Below are 19,250 nucleotides of genomic sequence, written 5' to 3'. Positions count from 1 at the left end.
GTTTATACCTCCGCCGCATTTTGAACTGAGCCGGTTTTATCACCAGAAGGTTTCGCTTCTTTGTGTGCTTTGATAACGATATTTGGATTGGTCAAGCTAGGATCAGGCATTGGTGCGATACCACATTCAGTACCATGTTTTGCTCTGATCACTTCAATATCATCAAAATCAAGCGCACGTTGAGGACAAGACTCAACACAAACCGGTTTCATGCCTTGTGCTACACGTTCGTAGCAACCATCACACTTAGACATGAGCTTTTTCTTCTCATCGAATTGTGGTGCGCCATAAGGACAACGCAATTCGCAATAACGGCAACCAACACAAATATCTTGGTTAACAACCACTAAACCATCTTCTTCACGTTTATGCATAGCGCCAGTTGGGCAACCAGCAACGCAAGTAGGGTTTGAACAATGGTTACAAGAAATGGATAAATAATAACTATAGATATTTTGTGTCCAGATCCCGTCTTGTTTTGCCCAGCTACCACCACCGTATTCATAAACACGGCGGAATTTAGGGCCTAAATCTAAATCTTTTTCATCCTTGCAACTGACTTGACAGGTTTTACAGCCAGTGCATTTAGTGGAGTCAAAATAAAAACCATATTGCTTCATGAGTTAACTCCTTATGCACGTTTCACTTCAACAAGGTTTGTATGTTGTGGATTTCCTTTAGCAAACGGCGATGGGTGCCAGCTTGTTAATGTATTAATGCATCCACCTGTATCTACACCTGTTGTATCAAGTGAACGCCATGCACCTTGCGGTACTGCAATCACACCAGGTAATACACGATCGGTTACTTTGACGAGAATATTTAAACGACCACGAGCATTATAAATCTCAGCAATATCGCCAGATTTTAATCCACGTTCAGCCGCATCAATTGGGTTTAACCAGAATTGATGAGGAATAGCTTCACGTAACATAGCAACGTTATAGTAACTTGAGTGAACGTGACCTTTATCGTGGAAACCCGTCATTTGCAGAGGGAATTTCTCTTTAAGCTTAACGTTTTCAACACCTTCTTCATTTTTACAATATTCTGGAATTGCAGGAATACGATCGCCTTCGGGTAGAACCCAGCCATCGGTGTCTTGCATCAGTTTTTCAGAATAAATTTCAATCTTACCTGACGCTGTTTTTAATGGATTAGCGATAGGATCTTGACGGAATGCTTCAAGTGCAACGTATTGATTACGGTTAGGTAATTTGCGATCGATAATGCCTACATCATTAGTTTCTGCAAATGTAGGTAGTGCTGGGTTTTTCTCACGCATTTGGTTATAGCAATATTCAATCCACTCTTCGTAAGTACGTCCTTCAGTGAATTGCTCTTTAGTACCCATTTTTTCTGCAATATCGGTTAAGACATCATAGCAAGGGCGGTTTTCCCAAAGTGGTTTAATCGCATTTTGTAAACGTACGACATAATGGTAAGCACCACTTGCGTAAGAGTTATTGATAAGATCGTTTGTCTCAACGGTTGTCACATCTGGCAGTAAGATATCAGCGTATTTTGCAGATGGTGTCATGTGGTTATCCCACACTAAAATAAACTCACATTTTGATTCATCTTGCAGTAAATCATGTGTTTTATTCAAGTCAGCGTGTTGGTTACCAATCACGTTACTGGAATAACACCACATAAATTTAATGCCCGTATCGAGTTTATCTTTATTTCTGACACCCGCATTTTTGCTGGTAAGTTGATCACCGCGAGCAATTGCCTCAGACCACATAAATGTTGGGATCAAGGTCTTAACTGGGTTAGGCAGAGCAAAACTTGCAACGGGATAAGCAACGTTACCACCCCAACAACCTGTATTTGTACCAGGGCGACCAATATGACCTGACATTAATGGTAGCATCATAATCGCACGACAGGCTTGCTCACCATTTGAAGTACGCTGAATACCCCAACCTTGAGAGATCCATGCAGCTCTTGCACCACCAATTTCACGCGCTAATTGGATAATACGTGCAACAGAAATACCGGTTAATTTGCTTGCCCACTCAGGTGTTTTTGCAATGCCATCAGGGCCATTACCTAAAATGTAATCTTTATAAGAGCCATTTTCAGGCGCTGATGCAGGTAATGTTTGTTTATCCCAACCGACGCAATATTCACGTAAGAAATCTTCATCGGTGATGCCTTCTTGGATCATCACATAGCCTAATGCAGCGACTAACGCAGCATCAGTACCCGGATAAATAGGGATCCATTCAGCACCTAATGTTGTCACACTGTCGGTACGACGAGGGTCAATAATGATAACTTTACTTTTGCTCTTATCTAACGCATTTAACGTTTCATAGAACTGACCACCACCAGACATACGTGTTTCAGCAAGGTTATGACCAAACATCACAACTAAATCTGAATTCTCAATTTCTGTTAACAGTGATTCCAGCATATCGCCATAAACATAAGGCACAATACCGGTTAATTGAGAGTATGAATAAGTACCATAATCACTTAAAAAACCACCAACAGTACTTAATAAGCGTTTACATGCTGTTCTACCGTGTAAGTTTGCACCTGTAGAACCTGTACCATATTGGTAATAAATAGACTCATTACCGTATTTTTCGATGGTATATTTTAATTTTTCCGCGATGATTGAAGTGGCTTCATCCCAAGAAATACGCTCAAATTTACCTTCACCACGCTTACCTACACGCTTCATTGGGTATTTTAAACGATCAGGGTTATACGTTTTCCAACGTACAGAACGACCACGCAGACATGGGCGAATCTGGTGAAGACCAAATGTTGAATCGTCATACATAGTTTCATTAGAAATACGGCGAATCACACCATCTTTCACATGAACTTTTAATGGACAACGGCTACCACAGTTCACTAAACATGCACTGTATTTGATAGTTTCAGAAGTCTCATCAGGACGAATACCCTGGGGAGTTTGAGCATTAGCAGCGAATGGTAATGAAACCGTTCCTGCAATAGCGGCAGCACCAGAAATAACTGCTGCAGACTGAATGAATCCACGCCGACTCATTTCAGTAATAGAAGTATTATTTTTAATTTTTGACATTGACATTACCCTAACATTTTTCACAACAAGTAAAGTTGTATATATATGTTAAGTTATAACCCTTCTACCTATAATGATTTATATCAATATAAAAAATGTTAATAACGTTATCTAAAAAAATAATTATTAAACAAATGGTTACATTTTTTGATAAATACCACTTTAGTGGTAACGGAAACATCAAATAAATAGGATTTAACAATCGATCGATATATAAAAAATAACATATCGATTTTTAATACACGATAATAAAACAAGATTGTTAACATGATAACAAAATAAGAGATTAAAAATATTTGTTAATAAGAAAAGTAAAAAAGAAGAATAATTCTTCTTTTTTACTAAATACTAAAATGATTTATTGCGGATTATTTTCTACAGGAAATCTGAGTGTTCTTACATCATTTCCGGTTGGGGATTGGTGAACTCTTAAGCCAAATTGAGGCAAAATAGCAAAGATGTGATCAAATATATCTGATTGAATCGCTTCGTATTGAACCCAAACAGTCGTGTTCGTAAAGGCGTAAATTTCAATAGGAAGCCCCTCCGAAGTTGGTGCTAATTGTCTTACCATAATAGTCATTTGCTTATGAACATTAGGATGATTTTTTAAATAAGCTTCAACATACGCACGGAAGGTTCCAATATTGGTCATGCCACGTTGGTTTAATGGTGTTTGACATTCATTACCCAAGGTTGCATTGAATTGATTAATTTCACTTTCCTTATTTTGTATATAAGGAGCCAACAAGTGAGCTTTTTCTAGATCATCAAGTTGTTTTTTATCTAAAAAATGGATGCTGTTAATATCAAGAGCAAGACTTCGTTTAATACGACGTCCTCCTGATTTTGTCATTGCTTGCCAGTTTTTAAAGGAATCTGAAATGAGAGAATAAGTTGGAATAGTCGTAACCGTATTATCCCAATTACGCACTTTAACGGTTGTTAAACTAATATCAATAACAGCGCCATCAGCACCATATTTAGGCATTTCTAACCAGTCACCAAGGCTTATCATGTTGTTTGCAGATAATTGAATACCAGCGACTAATCCCATAATAGGATCTTTAAACACCAACATTAATACAGCCGTCATGGCGCCTAAACCACTGAGTAAAATAAGAGGTGATTTGCCAATAAGTAGGGAAATAATCATTATCCCAATCAGCACAGAGGCGGCAAGTTTTAAGCTTTGAAAAATACCTTTTAATGGTAATCGGCCAAATGAGGATGAATTTCTCATGATCTGCATACAAAGATCCATAATAGAGAAAAGCATCAACAAGCCAAAAATTAAGCACCACGCTTGAGCGCTGGTGGTGAGAATTTCTTGTGTTTTACCTGCTCCCATCCACACCAGCGCTTGGATATTAACAACAACGCCTTGGATTAAAAAAGCAAAACGACTAAATAATTTATTTATTTCTAGAGAAAATTGCCATTTTTGATCGTACTGACTTATTGCTTTGGAAATTTTGGGTAAGACCAATTTGTGCAAAATAAAATGGAGAATGATTGCGACAAGAAAAATAATGGCTAAAACGAGTAGGAGAGAGGCGACTTGTGCATACTCCTCATTGAATTGACGTATCCATGTAAGCAGTTGCTGCTGCATAAAATATCCTCATAGTTAATGTGGGGTGTATATTAAGAGTATAGAAAAGAGATCTTAGTTCAAGAAGGTGAATTTTTTGTTACGAAAAATGCGAGGGTAAGCGAGATGATAAATAAGCGTTGCGGAGTGAATAAAAGCCAGAAATAGTCTTTTATGCGATGAGGGGCTATTTCTGGCTTTATGCTGTATTTTATTTTAAATCAAATAATTACAGTAAACGAGTTGATGATAATTTGACAACAACTTGGTGCAGGTTAGTAATAAAAGAAGTCATTGATTTCATATTAAGTATCCTATTAATAAAATGTGATTCGCGTCACAAATATTTTCTGAGATTGATTTTAATCACATTTCCATAACAGTCAATAGCTTTATACAAAAATATTTTAAAATTTAAATTATTTTTTATTACAAGGGTGATTTTTATCGATCCTGTAGAGTGTATTCTATTGAAAACTTTCCTTATCTTATTGTTTATAATCTATTTTTTATTTTTGTCTGACAACAATGCTTAGTTAACTTTTTTCTATTGTGATTTTCACTTAAATTTTTTTCTTTAAGCTAAAAATGGAGTCGGAAAAAGAAAGGAAATCACTCAATGAATATCGAAACAAAAGAAGAACGTTTACAAAAAATTTTACAAGGTGATAAAAGTGTAATAGCACTGACGCCGCCTGTTTATGGTGCTAATACTCAATCCGTTATTGGTGATGATGTGGATATTAAATTCAATCAGATAAAATTATCTCCTGATGATTCTGATAACGAAGTAAAACTGAATCGAGTTATCAAATATGAGGTGGTTATAACGGGGATTAATCTACGTTTAGCCGAATGGCGTACAAGTCCAAAAGGCATTTTAATTTTGCCAAATAACAAAGATGCGTACACCACTATAGTGGATAACAGCAAAACAGAAATCTCTTTAACGGGTAATCGAAGTGGTGTGGCATCATTACAATTGATCTTAAAAGATGAAGATGATGATAATGTTGTTTATTACGCAACACCGATACAAATTCGAGTTACTCCACCTAAAATCAATCCTAACACTGACTGTTCATCGAAGAATTGTGAAAAATTTGATGATTTGCTGACAATACGTTCAGAATCTATGCAATGGCCAAGTCTGTGGGAAAGTGTTCCTAAAAGTTTTGTGGTACATCTTCAAGATAAAGATGGTGAAGATGTTCAAAATAAAGAGGTCAAATTAATTTACGATGAGGAAAATAGTACCTTAGCGGTTGCGCCAGAAATTTATAATTCAGATGGTGAGAAAATTAGTATTGGCAAAACTAACAAATACGGTATTGTCAGTTTTAAAGTCAAATTTAAAAAGAGTGAACCTCAACAAGTCGCTATATTTTATGCCGAAACTGAAAATATCGAAGATCCAGATAAACCAATAAAATCAAGACATTATTATGTTGAAATGACAACGGAGAAATTATCCTCTCCTAAAGTACCAGCAACTTTAAATGGTATTCTCAGCTATCATAGTGATAATTATTGCGTTAACGCGAATCTCATTTTAGGTCGTGATATTAGTGAAAGCACACAAGTTGGATTTTATTTTAATGATCAACTTAAGATGTTGCCATGTACTGATAAGTCTGCAATTTCTGTGAGATTAGAAAATCAGTTATTAACAAATGGCATTCATTACATTTCTTTCTTCACTGTTGATATCTTCGATAATATCTGTTTTTCTCGACGTGAGCGTATTATTATTGATAACACTTTAACGGGGGAATGTAATAAGCAAATTACAAATATCGCGCCCAAGCCTTGTATTAGTGTCACTATTCCTCAGATTTGCGATCGCTACTTTAATTCTGTCAATATTAGGCTTGTTCCCTCTTTATGTTTACAAATTAAAAATCGCGTAGCGAAAATGAATATCCAAAAAATAGCTATCATCTTTAATGGTTATTCGAAGGTAGCTGGCAATGAAAGAAAGGTGATATATCGCTCAACATTAGAAGTCTACGCTGATGATCCCCGTTTAGGTAATTTCTTACATGATACAACATCTAATAACGATCCTATTAATATAGTTGAAATCCTGGAGCCGGTATTAAAGAGCATTTTGGCTGATGCATTGCCTAATATTGAAGTAGGGCAACTCGGTATTCAGGTGATGGTATTTGAAAAAACAGGAAATTGTTACTTTTGTGGAGAAAATATGTATACGGTATCGATGCGCTTACCTTGTGCTTAATACAAATCTATTTTACTTCATATTTAAGAGCCACTTTGTGTGGCTCTTTGTCTATATTTCATCAATAAAATTATTATCACTAAATAATCAATTAGTGAGTCATTCGTTTTATCGCACTTATTATCGATAAAATGGTGATAGAACTTAAAATAAGTTGTATACCAATTAATGCCATGACGAGAGCGACTGACGTTTCAGGTCCAAAAGCAATTAAGAAATAGGCAATCACTAAATCCAAAAATCCCACTAATATATTGAACCAGCCATAAAAATTATCCTTAATCTGTTTAAAGCCTATATTTAGGCGCAGTATACCCGCAAAAATAAATAGAAAGCCGATAAAAAAGGCAAGACTAAGCATACCTTTTAGTGGATCAGTGACAAAAATATAGCCAAGCAGAAGATAAATAAAACCCGCTAATAACGTAATCAACATTGACCAACTAGAAGAAACTTGAGCATTAAAACCACCAATAATGCTGGATATCGCGCAGGCAAAAAATACAACACCGAGTAATACACTAATAACAATGCCAGAAGAAAAAGGGTTAATAATACAGATAAAACCTGCAATAAAGCCCAGTATGGCAATAATAGTCATTAAAGTGCATTGTTTTTTAACCAGTTTCTCCGTTAGCTGAGATAAATTATTTTTATTAATATCTAACATAGCCACCTCTTATCCTTATATTTGGTACATAAGTTAAATTATAGCAATGTTTGCTTATATAACATGACCTCGTTACATAAAATTATAATTAAAAAAATGTCGGAATGAGGGGGCATCTTTTAAATAGAAAATTGAAGGTGTAAGGTAGTGGATTGAGATAGATTGTTAATAAAATTTATAACGGAGGTAAAATGTCTGATATCGTGTATTTAGACAGTCACTTTGTACCTAAAGAGCAGGCTAAAATATCTGTTTTTGACCGTGGTTTTTTATTTGCAGATGCTGTTTATGAAGTTACTGCTGTTATTGATGGTCAGCTTATTGACTTTAATGGGCATTTTCAACGCTTACAGCGTTCATGCAAAGAATTAGGTCTATCGCTTCCCATTACCAAAGAGTTGTTAAGTGATGTTCATCATCAACTTATCAAAAAGAATAATCTTCATGAAGGGCTTATTTATTTACAAATAACACGAGGTACTGATTCCTCTCGTTTTTTTGATTTTCCATCTTCATCTGTTCCTTCCACAATCGTTGCTTTTGTACAACATTCAACAGTTGTGGATCATCCTAATGCAAAAAAAGGAATTTCAGTCATTAGTGTTGAAGATATTCGCTGGCAACGTTGCGATATTAAAACAGTGGCATTATTAGCGGCGTGTTTAGCAAAACACCATGCACATCAACAAGGTGCCGATGATGCTATTTTAATTAAAGATGGTTATATAACAGAAGGCAGTTCAAGTAACTTCTTTATTGTTAATCATGATAATGAAATTATTACTCGACCGCTAAGTCAGAATATTTTACCCGGTATTACACGCCAAGCGATTATTCAATTAGCGCAAGAAGAAGGGCTTAAAATAACAGAACGCCTATTTACTCTTGATGAAGCCAAAAAAGCAAAAGAAGCTTTTATTAGCTCAGCGACGACATTAATTTGGCCAGTTATTTCAATCGATAATGAAGATATCAATCAGGGAATAGTTGGGCATTTATCTCAACGGTTACGAGAGATCTACCTTGATAAAGCACTTAAAAAATAATTGACTAGACTGACATTCTTTATCAAATTTATCGCACTGCTTTCAGATTGTTATTGCAATTCAGATTTTTATTACAATTCAGATTATTATTGTAATATAGCAGTGCGGTAAATTTATCATAATTCGTTCTACTATTATGTTAATTATGATGTTCAATAATCATGACGGCAGTTGTGTCTGGCTCTAAAGCTCGTAATACATGAGTGACATCACCGGGATAGCAAATATAATCACCGGGTTGTAATTCTTGTTGATTATCTAAAGTACCTACCATTGCGCTTCCGCTGATAATAATAATATGTTCAGTCACATTTTTACTGTGAGGATCAGAGACTCTATCTTTTCCGGGTTGTGCAATCACGGTGTATATATCGCGTTTTGCGCCTACAGGGCAGGGTGAAAGTAAAAAAGCATGGTAATACGCTTTTTCTGCGCTGATTTTAAAGCCATCACCTTTACGGATCACCTTAATTTCAGACTGTGGTGCTGAAATAAGTTGAGAAAAAGGAATATTTAACGCAACACAAATTGCCCAAAGTGTTTCAATACTTGGATTTCCTTGTCCCGCTTCTAATTGAGAGAGTGTTGATTTTGCAACACCCGCTCGTCTTGCTATTTCAGCAAGTGAAAGACCCGCTTTTTTTCTTTCTCTAGCCAGAGCCTGAGAAATAATTTCAATAGGCGCACAAGGCGATGACATCATAGCTTCCTTCAAAAATCATCTTGCAAAAAAATAAATCGTTCAACATAATGAACGAATGGTTCGATAAAAAATACTACATTCTATGCAAATTAACAGTCGTCTTGATAATAACGTACTTAGAGATATTGTGCTTGTTTCATTAGCTGACGGTATTGTCGGTATCTCTTATGGCGCTTTAGCTCATACACAGGGTTTTGATTTTTGGGTGCCATTAGTGTTATCCATTTTTGTTTTAGCGGGCGCTTCTGAATTCCTTTTTATTGGCGTTGTGGCGATGGGAGGAAGTGCAATATATGCCGCTCTTGCGGGATTAATGGTTAATGCACGACATATTCCTTTTAGTATGGCGGTAAAGGATCTACCGGGAAAAGGGCTTAAATCATTATTAGGTTTTCATATATTAAATGATGAGAGTGTTGTATTTGGTTTATCTCAGCGTACTGCAGAACAAAATAAATTAGCATTTTGGGCTTGTGGGTTAGGTATTTTACTTGTCTGGCCTTTGGGTACCATGCTTGGTGTTTACTTGGGATCATTTATCGTAGATATAAAGATGCTAGGGCTGGATGCGATGTTTCCGGCTATTATTCTCGCACTAAGTTTACCTGCATTAAAAAATAAACTAACACGTCATGCAGCAATAATAGGGAGCATTATTGCACTCTTAACCACATTATTCCTTCCTGCTGGGATACCCGTTTTATTATCGCTATTAGGCGTACTGTTTGTGATTAGGAGAATATAATGTCCACGGCTTCTATTATTACAGGAATTATTATTCTTGCTGTTGGTACATACGCCATGCGTCTTTCCGGAATATTACTCAATAATAAAGCAGGGGTATCAGAGAGGGTTAAAGAGCTTCTTTCATTATCTGCGATTGTTATTCTGTTTTCAGTGGCGATGACATCGACATTTTTTGATGGCGACCAACTTGCTGATATTTCAAAAATTGTTGGTGTTGGTGTCGCAGGTGTGCTGACTTGGCAAAAAAAACCTTTTATTATGATTGTGCTTAGTGCAGCAATTGTGACAGCTGGCCTACGTTGGTTAATTAATCTTTGGGGATAACACCTTTTAGGAACTCAGCACGATAAAATAAAAAGGAGGTACAATGACCTCCTTTATTCTGCAATATCGCTATCTATTTATTAATCGTTTTCTGATGGCTTTACTTCTAAAGGGAGAACAATAATAAAGCCAATTCCTTTATTATTTAGCCCTTCAGTAACAATTAACGATGCTTGAATTTTATTAGCGAGATTTTGTGCAATAGATAGACCTAACCCGCTGCCTGTTTCGTTAGAGCCTGGAACGCGATAAAAACGTGAAAATAGAACATTGATATGTTCTTTGGCAACACCAGGACCATTATCACGCACAATAACATGTATCCCTTCGGCATATCGATTCTCGATAGTTACCTCAACTTGGCTACCTTTAGGGCAATATTTAATAGCATTATCAAGCAGATTATTAAATATAGAGAGTAAAGCCTGTTTATCAGTCTTAAGTGTTAATGTTTGACCTTCATTAAGTGATAACTCAATATTTTTAGTAATCGCATAAGGAACGTGTTGTGCTATTGCATTTCCAATAACGTTATAGATATCAAGAGATTCTATTTTTAATGGAAAATCGTCACATTCTAATCGTGCCAAATCAATTAATTGATGAGAAAGAGCTGCTGCTCTATCAAGAGATTGTTTCATATCATCAATAATTTCTTCACGCTCTTGCTGATCATCGACTAAAGAGAGTAGATGTAATTGAGCGATAACTGCAGCTATTGGTGTTCTTAATTCATGGGCGGCATCTGCCATAAATTGTTTTTCACGGATATTAGCAGCGTCAATTCTTGCCATTAATTGGTTTAGCTCTTTAAAGATAGGGCGAATTTCTTTAAATTGCTGACCGACATTAATCGGCGTTAAATTACGTGGTTTACGGTTAGAGATAAGTTCTGCAGCTTGTCTTAGAGGGCGTAAACTAAAATAAGCCGTAATTAAGATGGCAAAAATAACCGTCGCAAGAATAAATAGGAAAGGAATAAAGGTGCCTTCAACAGGGTTACCAATAACATGACCTCTGTCTTCAACAGATTCACCAATAAACACTTTTATTTTATGTTTTTCTCCCCAACTAAAAGAGAGTATCCATTTTTCACCTGCAACAGACACTTTTTCTGATGCTAATGAAAGTACTCTTGTAGGGATAGGCAACTCAGGACGATTAGTATAAATCAGCGTATTATTTTCATCTAAGGCAATAAACCACGGCAGATATTGTAGTTCATCATCTTCACCGTTAAGCATGGCGTCGATATACATACCTTGTAAATTATGAGCGATTTCTTTGAGAACTTCAGGTTGGTCAGCAACAATCTCTAAGGTATTAGCAAAACCCTCAGCAATAATTTCTTGCTGTTTGTTATAAACTTTTTCAAACTCAGCAAGATAATCAAATTGTATCCAAGCTAACCAAACGCCCCAAAGCATAACGATGGAGATAATCTGAAGGACAATGGTGTAAATAAAGAAGGAGCGGATCTTCATTTAATTAGTTTCTTTTTTTAATAAATAACCTACGCCACGAACTGTGATAATACGTTCTTTGCCTATTTTTCTTCGTAAATTATGCATATGTACTTCAAGGGAATTGCTCTCAATTTTATCGTCTAAACCAAATAAACGCTGTTCCAACTCTGACTTACGCACCACATTGTCAGTATTACGCATTAATTCATATAATAGTTGGTATTCTTTACCTGATAATAAAAGTAATTCGTCATTTAAGGTGACTTGATGGTTTGCTGGATTAAGTTGTAAATCGCCAATAGACCATATTTGTGAAGAAAAACCTGCCATTCTACGACTCACTGCTTTTACGCGAGAAATAAGTTCAGGCATAGCAAAAGGCTTTGGTAAAAAATCATCTGCGCCTGAGTCTAATGTTTGTACTAAATTATCAATTTGAGTGCGGGCAGTTAAAATAATAATCGGAATTTTCTCGCCACTTTTTCTCAGCGCAATCAGTTCATCTTGCCCATCACCATCAGGTAAACCTAAATCTAATAGCATTAAATCAAAAGGGCGTTGGCTTAATTGAACACGAGCATCCGCAAGCAATCTGACCCAACATGGTTGAAAACCAGCAATTTCAAGCCCGCGACAAAGTGCTTTACCGAGTTGTAAATCGTCTTCAACTAATAAAATATTCATAATAATACCTATCTAAAATCGTCTTAAGAAAGTATAAGAGCCAAATAAAAATTGAGCAATATAATAAAATGCAAAGCAAGGTTTGATTAATGAACTCTTAATGTAAGGTAAATTTTTATTTAATACTTTTTACTAAAAATAAATGACTGGAATTTTTAGAAATAGATTAAGATAAAAATGCTATTTATTTTATTTTTATCACGTTAAGGCATTTAATGTTAAATGTAGAGATCTATTTTAGATAGAATTAGCATGATTAATCTAATGTGAATAATAAATATCTCACTCTATTATGCTAAAGTAACTTAAATACATTATTTGAGTCACCTTGAGTTTAAAAGTAAAGTTTATTAAAAATCAACAGTCTATAAATAAGTTTTTATATTTAGAATGATATAAATATAAAATATCAATTTCATTGAATAATATAACTATCAAATTGATGTCTTATTCTTTTATTGAAAATAGATAACTGTTTTAATATATCCCTGTTGTGCAACATGTTTATTAGATTTAAATTATTTACTCTATTCATCTATACTCTTGCAGTAAAAATTAACGACTTAAAAGGAATTGATTTTTCAATAAAAGGAATTTACATGAAATTAGATGGTGTTATTTAGTATAAATTAAATCATTCTGTGTCAGAAATGCTCCCAACCCTCTGGGAGCATTTCACCTGATGTTATTGCTTACAAAGTGAGTTATCCCACAACATTAAGTTAAATGGTAAATTTAATGGTATTACCAACTTATTTACCGTGGCTTGAAGGTCTGCTTTTGCTTGGGTCAACCTTTGTTTATCTATATCAGGAATAAAGCCATCTTTTGCTGGTAAATCATCTAATGTGTACTCTTCTACTAAAACGCCATTAGCCCAACGTTGAAATAGCCAATAACTTTCTGGCATTAATGTATATTTTGTACCGTCAATAATTGTTGTTTTATCTTCCTGATAACGAACAGAAATAAGCTGATTTGCAACATTATCCCAAATCCAGCCTTTATATGTTCCATCCTCTAATCGATTTATCGACCAATGCATATCATCAGGTTGATAAAAATACAGCTCAGTTAATGCAACATAAGATGTGGTTTTTGTTGCTAATGAAGCTTGAATAAGACCACTCGTAAAATAAGAAATATAAAGTGTTTTATTATCAATATTCAGTTCAATGCTGCAAGTATCCCAATGCGTTATTGTTAAACCTTCTTTAGTTGGTTTTTCTGGAATGGATATCACTGCATCTGTTGCATCATCTTCTGCTGGTGGGTAGTAATAACCTGTAATATATTCACCATTATTGCCATAGAAGTGCCATGTCGCTAAAGGTGCGTTTTTAAAATATTTATTAATGGTCAAAAAAGAGAGCAGTGCAATAGTCAAAAAAAGAAATATAAATCGTATTTTTTTAGCCATTTTAATTAATTGCCTATTTTTCGTTTGCTGGTCAGAATTCTATAAATTCATAGAAATAAAAGCGAGACATTTAATTAAAAAACGTAATATACTTTCCTGTCATTAAGATAATAAGTGCGCTTTAATGACCTTAAGATAAATACTTAGATAAGGATATTTTTTATGATTAAAAATAAAGTACTCGCTGCACATTATTTTTTAAAGGAAATGGACAATGATAATTATTATCCAGCACACCTTGTAAAGAAAGGGCAAGATTTATTAAAAGCGCTTTGTGTAAAAATAGAAGCGACTTCACCTAAAAATTTGGCAGAACTTTATATTCTAACGCAACAAACAACAGATCAATTTAATGCGTTAGCTGAAGAATTTTATGAAGAAAATAGCGAAATTGAAACAATAGCAAGAGAGTGCATTGCTGAGGATTTTGGCGTTATCGCTGATGAATATGGTTTTGAAGATGCGGATATAGAAGAGTTAATTGCAACACGAGATTGGTAGAAAGAAGAGGAGAAAACCCTATCGTGTTTTCTCATTTTTCATTAATCTTAATTTTATCATTATCACCTAAATGATAATGATAATAATTTAGTTGACAAAGAAATATTTATTAATAAACTAGCTCTCAGTTTGGTCTAAAAGACTCGTAAGCGTTTACGTTAATCAACGCATATAACTTTTTTTAGCCTGTTGTATTGGCAGTTATGTGCTGTTGTACAATCGTATTATTGGAGTCTTTATCTATGTCTTTTCAGGACAAAAATTACTTTTTAGGTATTCCTAAACTTCCTACTCGAGCAATGATTTTTCTTGTTCCCTTTTTCCTTTCTTTTATTATGTCAGGTATTGTGGCTTTTATTAGTACCGTCAAATCGTTAGGAATGGGAATGTACGTTATCTCTCCATGGTTAACTTCTTGGGGGATCTCTTGGATGATTGCTTTTCCTACGGTTTTATTCGTTTTGCCGATCGCAAGACGCTTTTCACTGTTATTGGTGAAACCTGCCAAATCTAATGATTAATTAAAAAAGAGATCAGCAATTGATGCTGATCTTTTTGTTTTTCACAATGTGAAGTAAAGCATCGCCTAAATGAATAAGATCCGATAGCCTTAAACCTGTATATTTAAATGGTATATCGAAAAGCAAAGATATTTTTCTTTGCATAAATTCTTATTGATAGCAGGAGGCTTTAAATGAGTTTGTTGTTCTCCCCTAAAAAACTAGGCCCCCATCAGTTAGATAACCGTATTATCGTTGCACCTATGTGCCAGTATTCAGCACAAGAAGGTTACCCGACAGCATGGCACACTATGCATTACGGGCAACTGGCACTATCTGGTGCTTCGCTAGTGATTGTTGAAGCAACAGCGGTTGAGCCTAGAGGTCGTATTAGCTATAAAGATTTAGGTATTTGGTCTGATCAACATGGCAGTGAATTAAAAAAACTTGTTGATAATGTTAAGCAATATTCATCTGCAAAAATGGGTATACAGATTGCCCATGCAGGACGTAAAGCATCGACCGATTTACCTTGGAATGGCGGAGCATCATTAGCGCCAGATTCTCCTAATGGATGGCAAAAAGTTGCACCATCAGCAATTCCTTTTGGAAATAATCATCAGCCTCATGCTTTGACTATTGATGAAATTGAAGAAATAAAACAAGCTTTTGTTGATGCGGCAAGAAGAGCTGAATCAGCAGGATTTGATGTGATTGAGATCCACGGTGCTCATGGATATTTATTGCATGAATTCTTATCTCCATTATCAAATCACAGAACGGATCAATACGGTGGCGATTTTAATAACCGTAGTCGGTTATTGGCGGATGTCTTTGTTGCCGTGAAAAATGCGGTTTCTGATAATGTCTGTGTTGGTGTCAGAATTTCTGCAACAGATTGGGTTGAAGGCGGCTGGGACTTAGAAAGTGCAATTGCATTAACACAGCATCTTGAAGAATTAGGTTGCCATTATATTCATGTTTCTTCTGGTGGATTATCAGAAAAACAAGAAATTAAACTGGGTCCTAATTACCAAGTACCATTTGCTCAGGCAATTTATAATGAAACGCAACTACCTGTTATTACTGTTGGTCTCATTACCGAGGCAGAACAAGCTGAAGCCATTTTACTTACCGAGCAGGCTGATTTTATCGCTTTAGGGCGGGGGATTCTTTATGATCCTCGTTGGCCTTGGCATGCAGCGGAAAAACTCAAACAAACCATAAAAGTAGCGCCTCAATATTTACGTTGTGCGCCTCATGGTAGCAAAGACTTTTTTAAATAGTGATACTAAGCCACGGGAAGCTGAGTGTTATTCTCCGTGGCTTTTTCTTTAATAACCTTTATGATGATGCGCATAAACGAATTGCGTTGTAATAATTGGTCGTAAAAAAGATGAAAAAAAATCCCTTATTGCTTCAACCAAGGATTGCTTAAGAAGATGTGTTTTGAATGCGAACACATCATCAGAGAATTAAGCATTCTTTGATGACTCATTAATTTATTGCGAGTCATATTATGAAAAATAAACATTGGTCGCGTGTAGAATATCTACACGAAACGGTTAAAAATAAAAATATTATCATCAAAGGACAACACAGTTATTACAGTGATTGTTGGGATGAAGGTTTTGAAGCTTCCGTAGTACGTTATCTTTATGGTGACGAAATTAGCTTGCAATGGGAGCCATTGTGGGAAATTGATAAATTATATATTGGCGATTATGTTTGTATTGGTGCGCAAGCCGTCATATTAATGGGAGGAAACCATACACATCGTATGGATTGGTTCTCTCTTTATCCTTTTATGGATAAAATTGAAGAGGCATATATTGGTAAAGGCGATACTCATATTCATGATGGTGCATGGATAGGAATGCGTGCAATGATAATGCCTGGTGTGACAGTTGGCGAAGGTGCTATTGTTGCGGCTAATAGCGTTGTTTCCAAAGATGTTGAACCTTATAGCATTGTTGGAGGAACACCCGCGCGACACCTTAAATATCGTTTTGAGCCAAAGGTTATTGAGCAACTTTTATCGTTAAAGATTTACCAATGGTCAGAAAAGAAATTTGATGCTCTGAGACCTTATTTATGTCAATCATCAATTGATAAATTATTAATTGCAGAAGCGAAATTTATTGAGTAAAACAAAATCCCTAAACGTAACTACGTTTAGGGATTTTTACTTAGATATTGTCTTAATAAATTAATCATATCACTGAAAGATAAAAAAGAACGTTGTTTTTTTATTTGATCCCTATCTCAAATTTAAGAATATTTTAAATTTATTAAAATAACTATTATTTAAATTGTTCAGGATGGTTTTTATTTCTTTATTATTTGTGTTTTTTCTTTAGTGATTGATTTTATTTTAAAAATAAAAGTTAGTTATTTATTTTTTTATTAAATTTAAAATTATCTAATGATGTTATTGTTTGTATTTAATAGAATTATCAAGCGTTATTAAGTTGTTTTATAAGATATATAACATGTAAAAAATAAAATACATATTACTCTATATGTGAGTTTATTAATTTTGGAGTGATATAGATATGACTTGTAATATAAATTTTAAGATAAAACTATTAGTTATTATATTATTTTCATCTACTTCTGCCTATGCCGATAATACCACTTTATTAGGTGGAAATAGTAAAGCAGATGGTAATGAATCGACAGCGGTTGGATATAATACATGGGCGCATTCAGATCAATCAACCGCGATTGGTGCTAATGCGGGCGCGGAAGGTCAAAATGCAACAGCAATAGGTCATAAAAGCACAGCAATTGGTGATAATGCGATGTCATTGGGAAGTGGTGCAATGGCAATTGGTGAAGGCTCCCTTTCTATTGGTTCTCAAGCTTATAGTGAAAGTAAAGATGCAATAAGTATTGGTAAGGGTGCTATAAATAATGCTGAAAATGGTGTTATTTTAGGGAGTGGCAGTCACCTTTCTGATAGTGCAGATAATTCAGTTATTATTGGTAGTAATTCTTCAGGATCAGCAAGTAATGCAATTATATTAGGCGATAAAAGTAGCAATAATCGCAATAATACATTATCAATCGGCAGTGATAAAAATCAGCGACAAATTATTAATGTCGCAGCAGGTACGGAAGATACCGATGCTGTTAATGTTTCACAATTAAGAAAAGAAAAAGATAATATTCTTATTGAGACAGATAAGCATATTAATGACAATAATCAGAATATTTATAATAAAATTGAGCAAGAAAAAAATCACATTCTTAAAGAGACAAATAATCAAATAAATGAAAATAATAAAATAATAAAAGGCGATATAGCTAAAGCTAATGAGGAGGTACTAAAAAGAAGTGAAATAAAAGCCAATGAATTAGCCAATAATGCAGAGAAGAAAGCAAACCAATATACTGATAGTAAAATAGAAAAACATCAAGAAAATACGATTAGTTATATCAATGAAGTAAAAAATGAATTTCATATCTATAGTGAAAATAAATATGCTGAAATGAAAGATGATATTGAAAAAAATATCAGCGATAAAGTGGCTGAGTCTGAAGGCAGTATTAAAGAATATACTAATAATAAATTTATAGAAGTTGAGAATAGCGGTAAAGAATATACTGATTTTAAAGTAAACGAACATCACGAAAAAACAGTAGAACATATCACAAATACGAGAGATGAAATTATTACATTAACAGACAATCAAGTAAGAAAATCTGAAAAAAATGCCAATAGCTATACTGATATTGAGATTGGCAAAATTGCCACAGGTATTGATGGTGCAATAAACAGAAATAACGAAAAGATCACGAAAGAACGTGAAAAATATATTACTCAAAAAGGAAACGAATATATCAATATTACCAATACGGTTATCAATGAAAGAGATGAATCCTTAAGAGAGTACATTGATTCATCCAAAAAAGATTCTATCTCTATTGCGAATGAATACACCAATAATAAGATTAAAAATATCTTTATTGATAATGATGTCGCGCTCAATAATATGGATAATAAAATAGACAAAGCAGACAAAAGGGCAAGTGCTGGCATCGCTTCTGTCGCAGCGATGGCTAATATCCCCTACGTTGCGGCTCATACTTTTAGCCTTGGCGTGGGTGCTGGGAATTATCGTGATGCCAATGCGTTTGCAACTGGCGCTCAATATCAAATAACAGAGAGTGCTGTTATTCGTGTTTCTGCTTCGTGGAATACGGAAGATCGTGCTGTTGTCGGTGGTGGTATATCTTATGGTTGGTAAATGCTTTTTATATCGTATTGATTAGGATAAAAAGCA

General features: G+C 34.8%; 17 protein-coding genes. 9 read left to right on the top strand and 8 right to left on the bottom strand.

Features of this window, described 5'->3' with window-relative positions; genetic code table 11:
* Nucleotides 1–2: 2 nt before the first annotated feature.
* From BTA34_RS10185 to BTA34_RS10175, 3 genes are all read right to left on the bottom strand, one after another.
* Entirely contained in the window at nt 3–620 is a 618-nt protein-coding gene (locus tag BTA34_RS10185) for a DMSO/selenate family reductase complex B subunit (protein WP_023581764.1), read from the bottom strand.
* 11 nt (nt 621–631) lie between these two features.
* Nucleotides 632–3,064, bottom strand: coding sequence for a DMSO/selenate family reductase complex A subunit (locus tag BTA34_RS10180; protein WP_151435531.1), 2,433 nt, complete (start codon nt 3,062–3,064; stop codon nt 632–634).
* 358 nt (nt 3,065–3,422) lie between these two features.
* Complete coding sequence (locus BTA34_RS10175; RefSeq protein WP_151435530.1) at nt 3,423–4,679, bottom strand: mechanosensitive ion channel family protein; 1,257 nt, start codon at nt 4,677–4,679, stop codon at nt 3,423–3,425.
* A gap of 598 nt (nt 4,680–5,277) precedes the next feature.
* Here BTA34_RS10175 and BTA34_RS10170 point away from each other — a divergent pair.
* A complete protein-coding gene (locus tag BTA34_RS10170; protein ID WP_151435529.1) occupies nt 5,278–6,900 on the top strand; it encodes a hypothetical protein in 1,623 nt (540 codons plus the stop codon).
* Nucleotides 6,901–6,991: 91 nt separating this feature from the next.
* On the opposite strand, the gene BTA34_RS10165 is transcribed toward BTA34_RS10170, so the two are convergent.
* Nucleotides 6,992–7,570: an HdeD family acid-resistance protein gene (locus BTA34_RS10165; protein WP_151435528.1), complete on the bottom strand. Its 579-nt coding sequence runs from the start codon at nt 7,568–7,570 to the stop codon at nt 6,992–6,994.
* 191 nt (nt 7,571–7,761) lie between these two features.
* Here BTA34_RS10165 and BTA34_RS10160 point away from each other — a divergent pair, with 191 nt between their 5' ends.
* Nucleotides 7,762–8,616 (top strand): D-amino-acid transaminase, encoded by an 855-nt coding sequence (locus BTA34_RS10160; RefSeq protein ID WP_151435527.1) that lies wholly within the window; start codon nt 7,762–7,764, stop codon nt 8,614–8,616.
* A 139-nt stretch (nt 8,617–8,755) separates the two neighbouring features.
* Here the strand turns inward: BTA34_RS10160 and BTA34_RS10155 are convergent, their stop codons facing one another.
* Complete coding sequence (locus BTA34_RS10155) at nt 8,756–9,316, bottom strand: helix-turn-helix domain-containing protein (protein ID WP_151435526.1); 561 nt, start codon at nt 9,314–9,316, stop codon at nt 8,756–8,758.
* 85 nt (nt 9,317–9,401) lie between these two features.
* Between BTA34_RS10155 and BTA34_RS10150 the strand changes: the two genes are divergently transcribed.
* Nucleotides 9,402–10,064: an AzlC family ABC transporter permease gene (locus tag BTA34_RS10150; RefSeq protein ID WP_151435525.1), complete on the top strand. Its 663-nt coding sequence runs from the start codon at nt 9,402–9,404 to the stop codon at nt 10,062–10,064.
* Nucleotides 10,061–10,390 (top strand): AzlD domain-containing protein, encoded by a 330-nt coding sequence (locus BTA34_RS10145; RefSeq protein ID WP_151435524.1) that lies wholly within the window; start codon nt 10,061–10,063, stop codon nt 10,388–10,390. The genes BTA34_RS10150 and BTA34_RS10145 overlap by 4 nt, the downstream gene beginning before the upstream one ends.
* 80 nt (nt 10,391–10,470) lie before the next feature.
* On the opposite strand, the gene BTA34_RS10140 is transcribed toward BTA34_RS10145, so the two are convergent.
* From BTA34_RS10140 to BTA34_RS10130, 3 genes are all read right to left on the bottom strand, one after another.
* Nucleotides 10,471–11,874 carry an ATP-binding protein gene (locus tag BTA34_RS10140; RefSeq protein WP_151435523.1) on the bottom strand — a complete coding sequence of 468 codons (1,404 nt, stop codon included), beginning with the start codon at nt 11,872–11,874 and terminating at the stop codon, nt 10,471–10,473.
* A complete protein-coding gene (locus tag BTA34_RS10135) occupies nt 11,875–12,540 on the bottom strand; it encodes a response regulator transcription factor (protein ID WP_109373830.1) in 666 nt (221 codons plus the stop codon). It abuts the gene before it with no gap.
* A 685-nt stretch (nt 12,541–13,225) separates the two neighbouring features.
* A complete protein-coding gene (locus BTA34_RS10130) occupies nt 13,226–13,960 on the bottom strand; it encodes a hypothetical protein (RefSeq protein WP_151435522.1) in 735 nt (244 codons plus the stop codon).
* A 162-nt stretch (nt 13,961–14,122) separates the two neighbouring features.
* On the opposite strand from BTA34_RS10130, the gene BTA34_RS10125 reads away from it, so the two are divergent.
* From BTA34_RS10125 to BTA34_RS10105, 5 genes are all read left to right on the top strand, one after another.
* Complete coding sequence (locus tag BTA34_RS10125) at nt 14,123–14,461, top strand: DUF5713 family protein (RefSeq protein WP_151435521.1); 339 nt, start codon at nt 14,123–14,125, stop codon at nt 14,459–14,461.
* A 242-nt stretch (nt 14,462–14,703) separates the two neighbouring features.
* Nucleotides 14,704–14,982 carry a DUF2798 domain-containing protein gene (locus tag BTA34_RS10120; protein ID WP_099075800.1) on the top strand — a complete coding sequence of 93 codons (279 nt, stop codon included), beginning with the start codon at nt 14,704–14,706 and terminating at the stop codon, nt 14,980–14,982.
* A gap of 173 nt (nt 14,983–15,155) precedes the next feature.
* Entirely contained in the window at nt 15,156–16,247 is a 1,092-nt protein-coding gene (locus BTA34_RS10115) for an NADH:flavin oxidoreductase/NADH oxidase (RefSeq protein ID WP_151435520.1), read from the top strand.
* Nucleotides 16,248–16,480: 233 nt separating this feature from the next.
* Nucleotides 16,481–17,110 (top strand): CatB-related O-acetyltransferase, encoded by a 630-nt coding sequence (locus BTA34_RS10110; protein ID WP_151435519.1) that lies wholly within the window; start codon nt 16,481–16,483, stop codon nt 17,108–17,110.
* A gap of 406 nt (nt 17,111–17,516) precedes the next feature.
* Nucleotides 17,517–19,214, top strand: a complete 1,698-nt coding sequence (locus tag BTA34_RS10105) for a YadA-like family protein (protein WP_151435518.1) — start codon at nt 17,517–17,519, stop codon at nt 19,212–19,214.
* The last annotated feature ends 36 nt before the right edge of the window (nt 19,215–19,250 follow it).

It is taken from the genome of Proteus sp. CD3, assembly GCF_008808075.1.
Lineage (GTDB): Bacteria > Pseudomonadota > Gammaproteobacteria > Enterobacterales > Enterobacteriaceae > Proteus > Proteus appendicitidis.
Note: the sequence above shows the minus strand (reverse complement) of the source record. Positions and strands in the feature narration are given on the sequence as shown.